Below are 15,383 nucleotides of genomic sequence, written 5' to 3'. Positions count from 1 at the left end.
TCGTTTGTGGCCGAGAGAGGCCGTAGACTACCGATTATGAGCGAGCCGAACTTCACCGATGATTCTCCGACCTTCGACCCGCACGCCAGCTCTCTCGAAGGCCAGGTGGATCAGGGCGTATTGGATGAGTTGTATGCCATCCGTGGCAGTATCGATAACTTCGATGCGCAGTTGGTGTATCTGCTTGCCGAAAGGTTCAAAGCGACGCAACGCGTGGGCCATCTGAAGGCGCACCACAAGTTGCCGCCGAGCGATCCGAATCGCGAAAAGGCCCAAATTGAACGTTTGCGCGAGCTGGCGCAGAGTGCCAACCTTGATCCGGAGTTCGCAGAGAAAGTGCTGAACTTCATTATTTCCGAGGTTATCCGGCATCATCGACACATTTCCGACACTCATCAGAATGACTAACAGCGAAGCAACACCCTCTCAGGTGCGCGTCACCTCCTTCTGCCAGTATCCAACTAAGGACGCGGAACAGGTTTACCCGCTGGTGCGCGGTGAACTTGGTGCTCCCAATCTCGGGGTGCTGGTGCAGCTGCCCGACCGTGGTGTCTGGTCACAGCCTATTGGCCGAAGTGCGAGCATGCTCGCCGATATGGGCTTCGATCTCCAACCACATGGGTGGCGCGTCGGCGTGTCCGACGGAATTGATGCCCGGCGTGCCCGTGCGACCTTACGCAGCGACGAGAACCTGCTCGCAGACATCCTGGGCGCTGAAACTAAAGTCACCGATGAACTCAAAGTCAGCATGCTAGGCACTTGGTCCTTGTGTGCCGAACTCAGCTTGGGCAATGGAGAAAAGACCATTAGCGACCATGGGGCGCGGCGCGATATCCGCCAAGCGTATGCTCACGGCGTTCAAGAGCATTTAGGTCGTCTGGCGCGGGCCACCGGAATCACCAAATTCACGGTGCAACTCGATGAGCCCGTACTCGATCAGGTGCTCGACGGTCGCGTGCCTACCGCCAGTGGCTATCGAACGATTCGGTCCATACCGCGTTCCGAGGTCCGTGAAGGCTACACGCAGTTCCTCGAGGTGATTACCGAGCGTTATGACGTGCGGGTGATTGCTAACCTTCGCGCCGAAGATCCGCAGTTGACCGAGCGCATTGAATTGCTCGAACAGGCCGGAGCCCATGGGTTCGTGATGAATTCGCGGACCATGAATTACTCGCAATGGGAAAAGGTCGCGGCCCTCGTCGAAAAGGGCAGCGGGATTTTTCTGCAAGCTCTGGCCCCCACCGGCCGTCACCCAGGGGTGGTCGAAGGCGTCAAGCAGCTACTGCGGCCATGGCATCAGTTGGGGCTATCCGACCGGGACCTGGGCGCTCTGACACTAATGCCGATCGGTGACTTTGCAGGGAGCTCGGCGACCGACGCGCAGCGCTGTCTTGAACGGCTCAATGAGTGGGCTGTCGCGCTGGAGCAAACACGAGTCGATGCCTGAGCGCCGCGCCGAATACCTCTTAAGGATCATCGAAAACCGTTGGTGACGTGATGTATCTTAGGAGATAAAGACATCGCCGCTCGTGGGGTGTAAAACGGCACGATCACCAATGTGCATTGGTATTCAGGGGGAAGAGTGAAAGCACGAATTCTCGTCGTCGATGATGATGAAGCGCTGTCGGAAATGATCGGCATCGTGCTGCAAAACGACGGATTCGCTCCTGAGTTCTGTTATGAAGGCACGGGCGCCATTGAAGCCTTTCGCGAGCACAACCCCGACCTTGTGCTACTAGACCTGATGCTTCCGGGGATTGATGGCATCGAGGTGTGCAAGCAGATCCGCGCCGAATCGGATGTGCCAATTGTGATGCTCACCGCGAAGTCGGATACCGCAGATGTGGTGCGCGGTCTTGAATCGGGGGCCGATGATTATGTGCCCAAGCCATTCAAGCCAGCCGAACTGGTCGCCCGCGTGCGCGCACGTCTGCGTCCGGGCGAGACGCACGCCGCCGAAACCCTGCACCTAGGCGATATCACTATCGATGTAGCCGGTCACCGAGTGACCCGGGGCGATGAGCAAATCGGCCTGACGCCACTGGAATTCGAGTTGTTGGTGACCATGGCTCGCAAGCCTTGGCAGGTCTTCAGCCGTGAACAGCTACTCGAAGCGGTCTGGGGCTACCGTCACGCCGCCGATACCCGCCTCGTGAACGTGCACGTGCAGCGGCTTCGTTCCAAAATCGAAATGGACCCGGAAAAGCCTCAGGTTATTCAGACTATCCGCGGTGTAGGGTACAAGGCCGGTTCCTAATTTGACTGGACCTGGTAGCGCTGGCAGCGAGCTCGTGGCGGTGGGCTCGGCTGGCCCAACTCCACCGGCCGTGAGCCGCATTCGTCGCATTCGTCTGCGGTTCAAGCGCCTGTGGGCGATGGCCAAGGACCGCTGGCACCGGTACTTGATGTACCGCACGGTGGTCTCCACGCTCCTCTTTACCACCTTGGCGCTGCTGGCCGCCGGTGCGTTTCTGTCCAACCAGATCGCTTCAGCGCTGTTCAACGAGCGTTTTAGCCAGATTTCCAAGGAATCGGAGCGCGGCCTCACTCAGGCGCGTTCGATTTTCGAATCAGCGGCAACCACGGATCGTGTTGCCACACAGTCGTTGGTCAACTCCACCTTGGCAACCCTGGAAGGCGACGGTGCCACGGTGGTGCGCGACTTCGTGCTGGTCCCCATGCCGGGAGCCGAGAATCTTTATGTCGGTCCGACCGCTTCCGGCCAGCTCACCTCGCGGGTTGTGCCCGCAGACCTCGCCGAAGCCGTCCAAGCCCAGCAAGGCATTTTTTGGCGTTCGGTCGAATTGGGTGTTGCCGCGGAGCGAACTCCGGGCATCATTGTGGGCACGAAGGTGCTCATTCCGCCGGGCCGGGACTACGGTCTCTACCTTGTTTATGACCTCAGTAGCGTCCAAGACACCCTGTCGTTTATTAACCGGGCCATGGTCTTCACCGGCCTGGTGCTCCTGCTCGTCGTCGGATTTATTTCTTGGTCGGTTTCGCGCACGGTGGTGCGTCCGGTCGCCGATGCGGCCTATGTTTCCGAGCGCATCGCGGCCGGTGACCTCGACCGCCGTATGAAGGTTGCCGGCAAGGATGAAGTGGCCCGTCTCGGGACGGCCTTTAACCACATGGCCCAGTCGCTACAGGACCAGATCATTCAGCTCAATAACCTCTCGGCCATGCAACAACGTTTCGTTTCGGACGTCTCCCACGAATTGCGGACCCCGTTGACCACGGTGCGGATGGCTTCCGAGATGATTTTTGAATCCCGCGAGAACTTCGACCCGTTGACGGCGCGTTCCGCGGAGCTGATGTATGACCAGATTGAACGCTTTGAACACTTGCTCAACGATCTGCTGGAAGTTTCGCGCTTTGATGCCGGAGTAGCGGTGCTGGATCGTGAATCCACCGACTTGGTCGTGATCGCCCGCAAGGTGATGGATACGGCCACGCCTGTCGCCGACGAGTACGGTTCCCTCCTTCGGCTAAACGCGCCACCGGATGGTTGCGTTGCGGAGTTCGACCCTCGCCGCGTGGAGCGCATTATTCGAAACCTCGTGCTCAACGCCGTCGAACACGGCGAAGGAAAGCCGATTGATATTACGGTCGCGCAAAATGCGGACGCCGTAGCCATTAGCGTGCGAGATTACGGTATCGGCATGAGCGAGGAAGCCGCGGCGCACGTCTTTGACCGTTTCTGGCGTGCCGATCCTGCTCGGGCACGGACCACCGGTGGCTCCGGACTGGGCCTTTCGATCGCCATGGAAGATACTAGGTTGCACAACGGTCGACTGGAAGCTTGGGGGAAGCTCGGCGTCGGATCGGTGTTCCGTCTGACCCTGCCGCTCACCGGGGAGCAGACCATCGAGAACTCACCGTTGCCGCTGGAACCCGCGGTGCCCGAACGCGTTGAAAGGGTCCTGTCCGACACCTTCCCGCTTACCGGAGAGGTGCCCCGGATTGGGTACACGCCGCTGGTATTGGAAGACGATGATCTGCCCGATGATGTGACCGACCCCGAAGCGAGCCGACACCGTGGGGAGGGACAGGCATGAAGCAACGGCCGTTCTTAGTTCGATTGACCGTGGGACTGCTCATGGTCGTCCTTATGCTCAGCGGATGTGCCAGTATCCCGAAATCCTCGGCGATCCGACAGATTGAGTCGAACACCGATTCCGAATTGCAAGAGCCCTATCGCTTCGACGGGGTGGGGCCGGTGGAGAATGCCGAACCGCGGCAGATTGTCGAGGGATTCATCGAGGCCGGAGCCTCGATCAAGGAAGACTACCGGATTGCCCGCGAGTTCATGACCAAAGAACTCTCGGATAAGTGGAAGGGCAATTCGCGGGTCTTGATCTATGAGGCGAGCGAGGTACTCGCCGGCGCCGTGACCGACTCCTACACGATCCAGCTCGAGGTGACCGGCGAAGTCGACGCCAAGGGAGTGCGAACCCTTTATCCGCCGCATTCGACGCGCGCCGTCGATGTGGAACTGACCAAGGTCGAAGGTCAGTGGCGTATTTCCCGGGCCCCCGATGGGATTATGCTCGAGGCCTCCACGTTCCCCCGTATTTTTTCGCCGCGCTCGATCTACTTTTACGACAGCAGTTACAAGTACCTCGTACCCGACGTTCGTTGGTTTGCTGCCGGCACTGGAACGGCAACCTCAATGGTCGAGGCCATGCTCGATGGACCAGCACCGTATTTGGAAAACGCCGTAACCTCTGCGTTCTCACAGGCCAGCCAGTTGGTGCGCTCGGCCGTGCCAGTCAGCGATGGGGTCGCCACCGTGGACTTGAACAAAGAGACCTTCGCCGAGGCTACCGACCTCTCACGTCAGCTGATGCAACAGCAGCTCGAAGTCACCTTGGACTCGGTGGCCGCGGTCAACCAGGTCACGATGAAGGAGAACGATACCGAGGTTAATCTGGGGGACCCTGCACCAAATTTCGAGGCCGCCCAAATCAACCCGAGTGTTCCCGACACGCAAATTGCAGTGGCCGATCAGAGCCTAGCCTTCGTCAAGGGGCGTTCGGTGATACCCGTGGGCGGAATGCCAGATCTTTCGCCCTACGCACCGCGCGACCCGGCCATGTCACCGGTGGGTAACCGTTATACCTTCCTCAACGGCAAACGCACCCAGCTGTGGTCTGTCAGTGATGTCGGAGAGCTGCGACTGGCTGCCACGGGTGGGTCCCTAGTCCGTCCGAGTATGGACGCGTTCGGGTGGACGTGGACCGCAGATAACACGGAAAAGCAGCCACTGGTGGTGGTTCCCGAGGATATCGAAACCATGGGGGAGTACCGCCCGCTGAGCGTGCCGTGGCTAGATGACTCGAAGATTGAGTCGTTACGAATCTCCCGCGACGGCGCACGTGCTTTGATTGTTCTGTCCAAGGGGCGTAGCACCCATGTGTATATCGCAGGCGTCATTCGCGACGCCGACGGTGTTCCGCGAGGGCTGAGCGAGAACCCCATGGAGGTCTTCGCTCAGGTGCCAGTGAACACCGCGGTGTGGTCCTCGGACACGTCGATTATCGTGGCCGAAGTGAGTGGCGATCAGTCGGTTCAGGCCGAGGAAATCACACTTCAGAACGGTTCGGAACTCTTCTCGTATCTGCTGGGAATGAAGGGGATTTCCGCCGGTCCAGGCGATCGTCGTCCGGTGTATGCGGAGACCGCCGATAAATTGCTCACACGCGTGGGCAATTCTTGGCATGAGCTCGATGACTACGCGAAAGATATTTCCTACCCGGGCTAGACGCTGTGCAGCTTGCTATTCACAGTAAGCAGGATGCCGCGCAGGGTGCCGTCGAGTCGCGTCATGCTGATGGCATGGCGCATCGTTGGCTAGTGTTTCTCGACAACTTGTGGCATGCCCGGCTCACCCGCACCCTGGTACGGGCCGGACAGGAAGTTGCCGACCTCTGGGTTCCGGCCAGTTGCGCGCTGTGCAGTCGAGCGGGGGACCGACTATGCGCCCAGTGCGCCCAAGAACTTCGTGAAGAATTTTCAGGGCTGCGCACCGGGGAGCCTGTGTACAGTAGCCTCACCCTGCCCGATCTACCCGCGGACATTCCGGTACTGGGTTGCGGTGTCTACACCCATGCGCTGGCCCGGGCGATCCTGGCCTACAAGAATCGCCAACGTTACTTTTTGCGCTCTGCGTTCGGTCCCGCCATGGGGGTAGCCCTCGAGATGATGTCCACGAGATATGGGCCTGGCGGTGATCTGCTCGTGGTGCCGATGCCCACTTCGGTCAGGGCACGTTCACGCCGCGGTTTTTGCCCGGTGCACGATATTTTGCGTTTCGTTGTCCAGCAGGGATGGATGCCTGCGCATACTCGGGTGCGACCAATCTTGCGTTATACCGTCCATGGGCAATTCGGCGGAGCCCAGAAGGGACGCACGGCTCAAGGACGTAGACAGGGCTACGGGAAGTTTCGTGCCGAACCTCCGGCATGCCCCGCACCGGCGGTGATCCTCGTCGATGACGTACTGACCACCGGCCACACCATGAAGCAGGCGGTCTCCGCTTGCCAAGTCGCTGGCTACCGCGTGGTAGGTGCGGTTGTCTTGGCGGTGACGCCGGCCCCGGATCACGAGGTGCACTAGTACAGTTCGCTATACGCGATAAGAAATCTACGGCGTTTTCAGTTGCATCTTTACAGAACTGGCATATGGTGAAGTATGGGTTGCATCACAGATGCAGCGAAGGCCCATCTTCAACCTGAAGACAGCAGAAACTTCAGATTGTTGTGTCACCCGACTCTATTTTGGAGGACACCATGGAGCTGAACTACAGCGGACGAAACATCACCGTTTCGGATCGATTCCGCGAGTACGTGGACGAGAAGATCGCCAAAGTCGAACAACTGGCCACTAAGATCCAGCGCATCGACGTGAAGGTCGTCAAGGAAAGCCACGCACGCAACCAGAGCGACGCTCTGGCCGTTGAATTGACCGTTGTTGGACGCGGGCCGGCGATACGCGCCGAAGCACGCGGGGCCGATAAGTTTGCAGCCTTCGACACGGCGTTCGCAAAGCTCCTCGAACGCCTGCGTAAGGCACGCGACAAGCGCAAGGTCCACCGCGGCAACCACGCGCCGATTGCCGTACACGAAGCCACGAGCTTGCTGCCGCCAGCCGCTACCGGCGAAACCCTTGCCGAACAGACCCTGAAGGCACAGGCCGAAGCCGAAGCCGCTGAAAATGCGCAGGAACCGGAGTATTCGCCGGTGGTCATTCGTCGCAAGGTCTTCCCTGCCGAGGTGATGAGCATCGACGACGCCGTGGACCGCATGGAACTGGTGGGACATCCCTTCTACCTGTTCATCGATGAAGCCACGGGTGCGCACTCGGTGGTTTACCATCGCCAAACTTACAACTACGGCGTCATCACCCTGGACCCATCGCTGGGTGACGGAGATGAACTGCCAATTGAGACGCGCGGTTACCGAGACACCGTCGCATCAACGGAAGGTTAGTCATTAGCAGCACGACCGTGAGCGGCCAACGCCACCTGAGCCTTATGCAGGCTCGTCGGGTGGCGTTGGCCGCTCAATCATTGGCCCGTGGCAAACCCGGGAAACCGGTAACGCAACGTGCGCTGAGTCGGCTACACGCGTCTTTAGCGCAGGTGCAGATCGACTCAATAAACGTCGTGCAGCGGGCACACTACCTTGCATACTTTGCGCGTCTTGGCCATTACGACACTGCGCTACTGGATCGTCTGGTTTCTTCGCCTCGCTCGACGGTCACCGAATACTGGGGGCATGAGGCCAGCTACCTTTGCGCCGAGCTTGTGCCGAGTTTGATCCCTTGGCAGCGCCGACGTTGGGTGGACCGTTCGGAACACTTCACCGATTCGCAGCACCAGCTCAGCGACGCGATCCTCTCTTACTTGAAGCAGAGACCGGGCGTTACGGCACGGGAGATCAGTAAGGCCTTGGAGGTTCCGGCCACGACGGACCGCGAACACTGGGGATGGAACTGGAACGAGACCAAGGTTATTACCGAGTCGCTGTTCGCGCGGGGAAAGATCTTGTCGCTCGGGCGAAACCAGCACTTTGAACGTCGCTTCGCCTTAGCCGAGCACGTGATCGGACGGCCACTGGAAGCCGAGGAGTCGGAGATTGCGTTACGTCGGCTCGTGATCGCGTCGCTGCAAGCCCAAGGGCTCGGGACAGCGCACTGCGTCGCCGACTATTTTCGGCTTCCGGTGCAACCTGTGCGCCAGGTGCTTCGCAGCATGGTGGATGAGGGATCCGTTGTGCTAGCGAGCGTGGCGGATATTGCGGAGGCGGTGTATCTGTTGCCGGAAACGCGTATCCCCAGAAAAATCGATGATCAGCTCCGGCTACTCTCGCCCTTCGACCCGATGATTATCAATCGACGCAGGTTAGCGAAATTCTTCGGCTTTGATTACCGCGTCGAAATTTACGTGCCACAGGCGCAACGTCGATACGGATATTATGTTTTTCCGATCCTGCGCGGCGATCGATTCATTGGTCGCGTCGACCTAAAAGCCGACCGAGCGGCAGGTTGTCTTCGGGTGCAGTCCTATCATCCGGAAGGGGAGGATGACGGCACGCATCGGAGTCTGTTGCTTGATGAATTGAACGAGATGGCGCGTTGGCTGAGCTTGGACCGCGTCGAACATCGGCTGTGAAACAGCTGATGGTCAGTCGATATTATTCCGCGAATGGCTGACGCACGAACTAAATCGCCGAAGGGCGAGTAATCCTCACGTAGACTGTATTTGGCCAGATTTCCTGCGCTTTAGATAATGGGAGCAACCACGTGGCATCACTGCTTGAACGAATTCTTCGGACCGGCGACAAAAAGACCCTCAAGAAGCTGCGGGCCTATGCCGACACCATCAATACGCTGGACGAGGAATTCCGGCAGCTCTCCGATGCCGAGCTGAAGAATGAAACCCAGAAGTTCAAGGAACGCCTGGCCAATGGTGAGTCGCTAGATTCGCTCTTGCCCGAGGCATTCGCCACCGTCCGTGAGGCCGCCGATCGTGTGCTGGGCATGCGTCACTTCGACGTCCAGCTCATGGGTGGAGCGGCACTCCACATGGGCAACATCGCCGAAATGCGAACTGGTGAAGGTAAAACTCTGGTCGCCACCGCGCCGGCTTATCTAAACGCGCTCACCGGCAAGGGCGTTCACGTGGTGACCGTTAACGACTTCTTGGCCGAGTACCAGTCGGACCTTATGGGTCGTGTTTTCCGCTTCCTGGGTCTGACCACCGGTTGTATCTTGGCCAACATGGACCCGGCGGCGCGTCGCAAGCAGTACGCCGCGGACATCACCTACGGTACGAACAACGAATTTGGCTTCGACTACCTGCGCGACAACATGGCGTGGAGCCGAGATGAGTTGGTTCAGCGCGGGCACAACTTTGTCATCGTCGATGAGGTCGACTCGATCCTGATCGATGAAGCACGTACGCCTCTGATCATCTCCGGACAGGCCTCGGGGGATGTGAACCGCTGGTACACCGAATTCTCCAAGATCGTGAATCGGCTGAAGCGAGATGAAGACTACGAGGTCGACGAGAAGAAGCGCACCGTCGGTGTCCTCGAGGAAGGTATCGAAAAGGTCGAGGACCACCTCGGGATCGATAACCTCTACGAGTCCAACAACACCCCGCTGATTGGTTTCTTGAACAACGCCATCAAGGCCAAGGAACTGTTCAAGAAGGATAAGGACTACGTCGTTGTGAACGGCGAGGTCATGATCGTCGATGAGCACACCGGCCGTGCGTTGCAGGGACGTCGCTACTCGGAGGGTATGCACCAGGCCATCGAAGCCAAAGAAGGCGTCGAGATTAAGGCCGAAAACCAGACGCTGGCCACCATTACCCTGCAGAACTACTTCCGCATGTACGACAAGATCTCGGGCATGACCGGTACCGCGCAGACCGAGGCCGCCGAATTCATGGGGACCTACCAACTTGGCGTTGTCGAGATTCCTACGAATAAGCCGGCGATCCGCCAAGATCAGTCGGACTTGATCTACAAGAACGAAATCGCGAAGTTCGACGCGGTCGTTGAGGATATTGCCGAGCGCCACAAGACCGGACAGCCAATTCTGGTGGGTACCACCAGCGTGGAGAAGAGCGAATACCTCTCCCGACTGCTGGCGAAGAAGGGCATCCGACATGAGGTGCTCAACGCAAAGCAGCACGCTCGCGAGGCTGCCGTGGTCGCGATGGCCGGTCGTAAGGGTGCGGTCACCGTGGCTACCAATATGGCCGGTCGCGGTACCGATATTATGCTCGGTGGTAACGCCGAGTTCTTGGCCGTCGCCGAAATGGAACGCCGCGGCCTGGATCCCGAGAACAACACCGAAGAGTACGAAAAGCAGTGGGACGAGGTCTTTGCTAATGCGAAGAACACCGTCGCAGCCGAAGCCAAGGAAGTCGCCGAGCTCGGCGGCCTGTATGTACTGGGTACCGAGCGTCACGAGTCGCGGCGTATCGATAACCAGCTCCGTGGTCGTGCCGGCCGTCAGGGCGACCCGGGTGAATCGCGCTTCTACCTTTCGATGACCGATGACCTGATGCGCCGTTTCAACTCGGCACTGGCCGAACGCATCATGAACAACCCGACGATGCCCGACGACGTGGCCCTGGAATCGAAGATGGTTTCAAAGGCCATCGAGTCGGCGCAGGCACAGGTTGAAGGCGTCAACGCCGAACAGCGTAAGAATGTGCTCAAGTACGACGACGTGATGAACCGTCAGCGTCAGGCTATTTACGATGATCGTCGTTCCATTCTTGAGGGCGATGACATCCACGAGAAGGTCGAGCACTTCCTTGAAGACGTGGTCAAGGCCATGGTGGTCGAGGCTACCGCGATCGGTAACCCGGATGAGTGGGATCTGAAGCAGCTGTGGACGAATTTCAAGCAGCTCTACCCGATCTCCTTGTCCATTGACGAGGTCATCGAGGAAGCCGGTGGTAAGGCACACTTGACCGCCGAGTTCCTTGAACGCGAAATTCATTCCGACGCACAACACCAATACCGCGCCCGCGAGGCAGCCGTTGGCGCTGGAACCATGCGCGATCTAGAGCGTCGTGTGGTGCTCTCAACCATTGGTCGTAAGTGGCAGGAACACCTGTACGAAATGGACTACCTCAAGGAAGGTATCGGCCTTCGAGCCATGGCGCAGCGTGATCCGCTGGTGGAGTACCAGCGCGAGGGTTACAACATGTTCCAGGCGATGATGGAATCCATCCGCGAGGAGAGCATTGGCACCCTGTTCAATCTGGAGATTCCGGATGCGGAGGCACAGAGCGCCCCGGTGCAGGCTCCGGCGAAGCCGCAGAACCTGCAGTTTACCGGTCCCGACGAAGACGGACAGGCAAGTGTCACCCGCCAGCAGGCTGCCTCGGAAAAGCCTGCAAAGACCAAGGGTAAGAAGAAGAGCAAGAAGCGCTAGAGAACTTCAAGGCTAGTTACTTGCCAGCGTCCGTGCCAGCGCTCAACCCGGAGCGCTACGGCACGGACGCGGTCTTTAAAGGCCAGAATGCTCGTGCATTCAAAAGCGTCGGCCGAGTTGCGCGAGAGGTGTACCGAGCGTATTGCGCAGTGGCAAAAGTCCGCCGCGCCCGCATGATCTGCACATTGCAGAATTCGTTGGTGGCGTAGTTTTTCCACGCAGGTGGGTTCCACGGCGAAGGCCAACTGTTGCAGAGATCGATAGCCAGCGAGGATTTCGAAGACGGCACGTGAAATGGCGTGGACCAGTTTGACCACCCGGATGTGGTCGGATTCGAGCGTATCGGGACGTCGAAAAATGTGGTTGAGTGAGCGGACCAGATGTGTCGGCGATTCGCCGGCGACGGGCGCAGAATGTTCATCGGCTATCAGTGTCGAGGATGCCGCTGGCACGGTAGGCGCTTCGCTAGTGATGGTCATGGCCTGACTCCTTGATCGTAGTTGGGGTGGGGAGTTGGAGCGTGGTGCCGATGCGCAGTACATCGGGGTCGGTGCCAATGCGGTCTCGATTGGTGCGATAAATCTGTGGCCAGTACGCGGCAATATCTGCGACCGTGGCCTGCGCGCCAAGGTGCTTAGCGGCAATGCTCCACAGCGAGTCGCCGGCAACAACGACCGTTTCCGGGGGTTCTGCTGACCGCTTCTTCGCTTGTGGAGCCTCCGAAATCAGCCGGCTAATGGGCACCGACACTCGGTGAGGAAGCCATTGCGGACTCGGAGCCTCAAGTGTTTCGTTCGGCGCCGCGAGTCTGTCGATTCCACGACTGGTTGTGGTCTCTCCCGAAACTAGGGTCACTTCGCCCTGCGGGGACAGCCCCCACGCGCCGGGTTGGCTAGCCGGTAGGGCGGTGAGCAAGAGTGATCCGGTAAGGGCCGAACCGAGTAGGGTGCGCACGGTGCGAGGCGCGATGCTGTAGCAAAGCCGTAGTCCGAGAGTGTGTCCGCGACGCGCCGCCAGCAGGGCCAGACGCACAGTGAGAATCACGGCCCCATACAGCCCTGCCAGCATGAGCATGGCCGCAATCGCCAGGCGTTGTACATCATTGGCGAGCGGGGACAGGTCCACCAGGAGCAGGTCTTGGTGACGTAGGCACTGCCGCAGGGTGAGTGCGGCTATGAAAACGATGCCGACACCGAGCGCCAATTTTGCTAGCTTGACTGCCATTACTACTCATCTACTTTCATTTGATGCTATTTGATGAAAGTTGAGCATCATTGTGCCACCTAAGTACGTTGGTGGGAACCTCTTGGGGATTATTTGTTGAACTCGTACAGTGAGCACATGCGTTGGGAGAAATTGTTCGAAGACCTCGAGACTCAGTTCGAAGCTCAACTAGCCGAAGATGCCCGCCAAGAGGTCGCCGAGGGGCTACGTGTGGAGAAGGCACGTCAGACGTTGACCGAGCGGCTTCTCTGGGCGGTAGGGCAGCAAGTAGTCCTCGAGTTGCCAACGGTCGGGGATTGCCGCGGCCGACTCCTTACGGTCGGTGATGGCTACCTGAGTCTCGACTGCGTGGGAAAGCTCTACGTCGTAACCTTTGCGGCGTTGCGCTTTATCCGCACCAGCTCGCGGATGCTTCGCCGGGGTGAGGCCTCGCGAGTTTCGCTCAACGCCGTCTTACGGGCCGCACTTCGCGACCGCTCGCACGTGCAACTGCACGCCAGCGATGGCACACACCTTGGAAGCGGGCGCCTGATACAAGTTGGCGCAGACTTTGTGGAACTTCATGCGCACCCGCTCGGAGAATTTCCCCGTTCGGATCGTCCCGACCATCAGTATTTGCTGCCGACGGCGAATCTCGGTTGGGTCGTGGCCACAGACTGGGATTAATCAACAACCCGAAAGTGGATCTTCACAGCTCACGCTTGGTGTCGTAGGCTCACGAACTATAACTGAAACTGACGTTCACGCTTCAGGAGGCCACCATGGGCAGCGAGCAACCCGGTGATGGACTTTCGTCACGTACCGCGGTGCGGCATAAACGGCCCACCTGGAAAGACCCCCGCTTGGCCCTCGGCATCGTCCTTGTCGTGGCGTCAACCGCCGGCACCGTGGTTTTGATCGAGGAGCTCAACAGCACTACCGGCGTCTACGTCAGTACGCGAAATATCACCTTGGGCGAGGAGCTCAGCACCGACAATCTTCGAACGGAAGAAGTCCGCCTAGGAGAGCTGACGCAGAACTACTTGCCCGCCGATCCGAAACTGCTCGAAGGCGTACGGTCCAATGGATTTATCGCCGCAGGGCAACTGATCCCACGCAATGCGGTGGCACGCAGCGAACTGGGCTCGCGGCGTCCGATCAATGTAGACCAGCCCCTCGACCTGAGTCCGGCCATTACCGCGGGAAGCTTCGTTGATGTGTGGATCGCGGAGAAGGCCGAGCGTGGTCAAGGGTTTAACTCACCCACCCGCCTAGCTGAAATGATCGAGGTGTCCCGACGGACTGCCCGCGACGGCGGGCTCGTTGGACAGGGCGGCACGAATCTCGAGCTACTCGTAGAACCGGATTATCTCGACGCGCTACTGCAGGCGCTGGCTAACGAATCACGAATTATCGTGGTTTATAACCCGCTAGGGGAACGTTCATGAGTATCCCGGTAGTCGTGCTTGGTGGGGACGAGCTGCTAATCCGGCGCATCGAGGGTCACCGCGGAGAGCTGGTTGTCACACGCGTCTGCGAAGAGATGAGCGAAGCCGTTGCCCTGTGCGCGGCGGGCGGTGCCAGTGTCCTTCTCGTAGCCCAGACAAGCCTGATGCCATCGCCTGAGCAAATCGATTTGGTCGTCGCCCAGCGTGTCATCTTGGCAGTCCTCGTCGAGGACGATGACGAGCGTGCGCTCGCCGAGGACATCGTCCGATTTTCACCCGATGCCGCCGCCGAAGTGTTGGAAGCGGGAATTACCGATGCCCTGGAGAAGTTGGACTTCCCTGATGTGCCAGATGTGGGAGCAGGGCAGACCGGACAGAACGGTCGCGTAGTTTGCTTCTGGGGAGCGCCCGGCGCACCCGGGCGCAGCACCGTTTCGTTGAACTATGCGGCGGAGGCGGCCAACGCGGGGGAGTCGGTTGTGCTCATTGACGCCGATACCTATGCTGCTTCAATTGCGTCTCTGCTGGGGCTCATGGAGGAATCCGCTGCCGTGGTGCAACTGTGCCGAGCCGTAGACGGTGTGGGCGCCGACGCTCTGCGCATGGAAGCGCAGTGCCTCAATGTTCGTGTGGGTGATGCCAATTTGAGCGTCGCAACCGGCATTCCCCGGGCAAGTCGCTGGCCCGAGGTTCGCCCAAGCGCCTTGCGCAAGGCGGTGACCTTGTTGCGGCAACGATTCGACCGTGTCGTCGTCGATCTCTCATCCTGTATTGAGACCGATGAGCAATTGAGTTTCGACACGCACGCTCCGCAACGAAATGGCGTCCCGCTGGAGCTCATGCGTATCGCCGACGAGGTCGTTATGGTTGTCGCGGCCGACAGTATTGGCGTGCCTCGGGCCATCCGCGCACTCGATGAACTCGACGAGCAAGTCCCCGGGGCACCGGTGAAGATCTTGTTCAATAAGGTCAGTGCCGCCGGGGTGGGTGCGAGTCCGCAACGAAGGCTTGCGGAGGCTTGGCAGCGCTTTGGTCCGATGCACCCGGTGATTGGCTATTTGCCCAATGACGCTACCGTTTGCGATGCGGCAGTGTTGGCTGGGAGCCCGCTGTTGGAGATCTCTCCACGGTGTTCGTTGCGCCGCGAAATTCGAGCGATTCTTGGCCATTCTGGGGGAAAATCCAGGCATGGCCGAGGTCGATTGTTGCTCGGCGCACGTAAGTGAACTATCGACGGTCAAACGCGATAGGGTTGTGCTACCGGACATCCGC

14 protein-coding genes are annotated in these 15,383 nt (G+C 59.2%); 12 read left to right on the top strand and 2 right to left on the bottom strand.

The genetic code is table 11. The annotated features are described in order from the left end of the window. Window positions 1-36: 36 nt before the first annotated feature. The 9 genes from ACYU0X_RS11115 (at window position 37) to secA (ending at window position 11,460) form a co-directional block, all read left to right on the top strand. Window positions 37-408 (top strand): chorismate mutase, encoded by a 372-nt coding sequence (locus tag ACYU0X_RS11115; RefSeq protein WP_309406504.1) that lies wholly within the window; start codon window positions 37-39, stop codon window positions 406-408. Then, window positions 401-1,447 carry a uroporphyrinogen decarboxylase/cobalamine-independent methonine synthase family protein gene (locus ACYU0X_RS11110; RefSeq protein ID WP_418906972.1) on the top strand — a complete coding sequence of 349 codons (1,047 nt, stop codon included), beginning with the start codon at window positions 401-403 and terminating at the stop codon, window positions 1,445-1,447. Before ACYU0X_RS11115 ends, ACYU0X_RS11110 begins: the two co-directional genes overlap by 8 nt. A gap of 135 nt (window positions 1,448-1,582) precedes the next feature. Next, on the top strand, window positions 1,583-2,257 hold the full coding sequence (mtrA, locus tag ACYU0X_RS11105; protein WP_309406507.1) for an MtrAB system response regulator MtrA: 675 nt from the start codon (window positions 1,583-1,585) through the stop codon (window positions 2,255-2,257). A gap of 70 nt (window positions 2,258-2,327) precedes the next feature. After that, window positions 2,328-4,058 (top strand): MtrAB system histidine kinase MtrB, encoded by a 1,731-nt coding sequence (mtrB, locus tag ACYU0X_RS11100; protein WP_418906971.1) that lies wholly within the window; start codon window positions 2,328-2,330, stop codon window positions 4,056-4,058. Then, complete coding sequence (locus ACYU0X_RS11095) at window positions 4,055-5,764, top strand: LpqB family beta-propeller domain-containing protein (RefSeq protein WP_418906970.1); 1,710 nt, start codon at window positions 4,055-4,057, stop codon at window positions 5,762-5,764. Before mtrB ends, ACYU0X_RS11095 begins: the two co-directional genes overlap by 4 nt. Before the next feature lie 74 nt (window positions 5,765-5,838). Next, window positions 5,839-6,618 carry a ComF family protein gene (locus ACYU0X_RS11090; RefSeq protein WP_461900707.1) on the top strand — a complete coding sequence of 260 codons (780 nt, stop codon included), beginning with the start codon at window positions 5,839-5,841 and terminating at the stop codon, window positions 6,616-6,618. 173 nt (window positions 6,619-6,791) lie between these two features. Beyond that, window positions 6,792-7,490: a ribosome hibernation-promoting factor, HPF/YfiA family gene (hpf, locus tag ACYU0X_RS11085; protein WP_309406513.1), complete on the top strand. Its 699-nt coding sequence runs from the start codon at window positions 6,792-6,794 to the stop codon at window positions 7,488-7,490. A 17-nt stretch (window positions 7,491-7,507) separates the two neighbouring features. Next, window positions 7,508-8,674 (top strand): winged helix-turn-helix domain-containing protein, encoded by a 1,167-nt coding sequence (locus tag ACYU0X_RS11080; RefSeq protein ID WP_418906968.1) that lies wholly within the window; start codon window positions 7,508-7,510, stop codon window positions 8,672-8,674. 131 nt (window positions 8,675-8,805) lie between these two features. Then, the gene (gene secA / locus ACYU0X_RS11075; RefSeq protein WP_418906967.1) at window positions 8,806-11,460 is read left to right on the top strand and encodes a preprotein translocase subunit SecA; all 2,655 of its coding nucleotides are present in this window, start codon (window positions 8,806-8,808) and stop codon (window positions 11,458-11,460) included. Here secA and ACYU0X_RS11070 read toward each other — a convergent pair. Together ACYU0X_RS11070 and ACYU0X_RS11065 are read right to left on the bottom strand one after the other, a co-directional pair. Then, the gene (locus ACYU0X_RS11070; protein ID WP_418906966.1) at window positions 11,457-11,939 is read right to left on the bottom strand and encodes an Rv3235 family protein; all 483 of its coding nucleotides are present in this window, start codon (window positions 11,937-11,939) and stop codon (window positions 11,457-11,459) included. The two genes, secA and ACYU0X_RS11070, sit on opposite strands and share 4 nt — an antisense overlap. Continuing rightward, window positions 11,926-12,684, bottom strand: coding sequence for a LysM peptidoglycan-binding domain-containing protein (locus tag ACYU0X_RS11065; protein ID WP_461900706.1), 759 nt, complete (start codon window positions 12,682-12,684; stop codon window positions 11,926-11,928). The genes ACYU0X_RS11070 and ACYU0X_RS11065 overlap by 14 nt, the downstream gene beginning before the upstream one ends. Before the next feature lie 117 nt (window positions 12,685-12,801). Between ACYU0X_RS11065 and ACYU0X_RS11060 the strand changes: the two genes are divergently transcribed. From ACYU0X_RS11060 to ACYU0X_RS11050, 3 genes are all read left to right on the top strand, one after another. Continuing rightward, on the top strand, window positions 12,802-13,350 hold the full coding sequence (locus ACYU0X_RS11060; RefSeq protein WP_461900705.1) for a hypothetical protein: 549 nt from the start codon (window positions 12,802-12,804) through the stop codon (window positions 13,348-13,350). 95 nt (window positions 13,351-13,445) lie between these two features. Further along, window positions 13,446-14,111: an SAF domain-containing protein gene (locus tag ACYU0X_RS11055; protein WP_418906963.1), complete on the top strand. Its 666-nt coding sequence runs from the start codon at window positions 13,446-13,448 to the stop codon at window positions 14,109-14,111. Further along, entirely contained in the window at window positions 14,108-15,337 is a 1,230-nt protein-coding gene (locus ACYU0X_RS11050) for an AAA family ATPase (protein ID WP_461900704.1), read from the top strand. Before ACYU0X_RS11055 ends, ACYU0X_RS11050 begins: the two co-directional genes overlap by 4 nt. Window positions 15,338-15,383: the final 46 nt, after the last annotated feature.

The organism is Glutamicibacter sp. X7, from assembly GCF_054889245.1.
The sequence above is the reverse complement of the archived record's forward strand: the minus strand, read 5'-3'. Positions and strand labels throughout refer to the sequence as shown.

Excerpts from the sequence above, each read along its gene's own strand:
- ACYU0X_RS11115 (WP_309406504.1), top strand. The coding sequence starts at position 37 with ATGAGCGAGCCGAACTTCACCGATGATTCTCCGACCTTCGACCCGCAC.
- ACYU0X_RS11095 (WP_418906970.1), top strand. The coding sequence starts at position 4,055 with ATGAAGCAACGGCCGTTCTTAGTTCGATTGACCGTGGGACTGCTCATG.
- hpf (WP_309406513.1), top strand. The coding sequence starts at position 6,792 with ATGGAGCTGAACTACAGCGGACGAAACATCACCGTTTCGGATCGATTC.
- ACYU0X_RS11090 (WP_461900707.1), top strand. The coding sequence starts at position 5,839 with ATGGCGCATCGTTGGCTAGTGTTTCTCGACAACTTGTGGCATGCCCGG.
- ACYU0X_RS11060 (WP_461900705.1), top strand. The coding sequence starts at position 12,802 with ATGCGTTGGGAGAAATTGTTCGAAGACCTCGAGACTCAGTTCGAAGCT.
- ACYU0X_RS11110 (WP_418906972.1), top strand. The coding sequence starts at position 401 with ATGACTAACAGCGAAGCAACACCCTCTCAGGTGCGCGTCACCTCCTTC.
- ACYU0X_RS11055 (WP_418906963.1), top strand. The coding sequence starts at position 13,446 with ATGGGCAGCGAGCAACCCGGTGATGGACTTTCGTCACGTACCGCGGTG.
- ACYU0X_RS11065 (WP_461900706.1), bottom strand. The coding sequence starts at position 12,684 with ATGGCAGTCAAGCTAGCAAAATTGGCGCTCGGTGTCGGCATCGTTTTC.
- ACYU0X_RS11070 (WP_418906966.1), bottom strand. The coding sequence starts at position 11,939 with ATGACCATCACTAGCGAAGCGCCTACCGTGCCAGCGGCATCCTCGACA.
- ACYU0X_RS11050 (WP_461900704.1), top strand. The coding sequence starts at position 14,108 with ATGAGTATCCCGGTAGTCGTGCTTGGTGGGGACGAGCTGCTAATCCGG.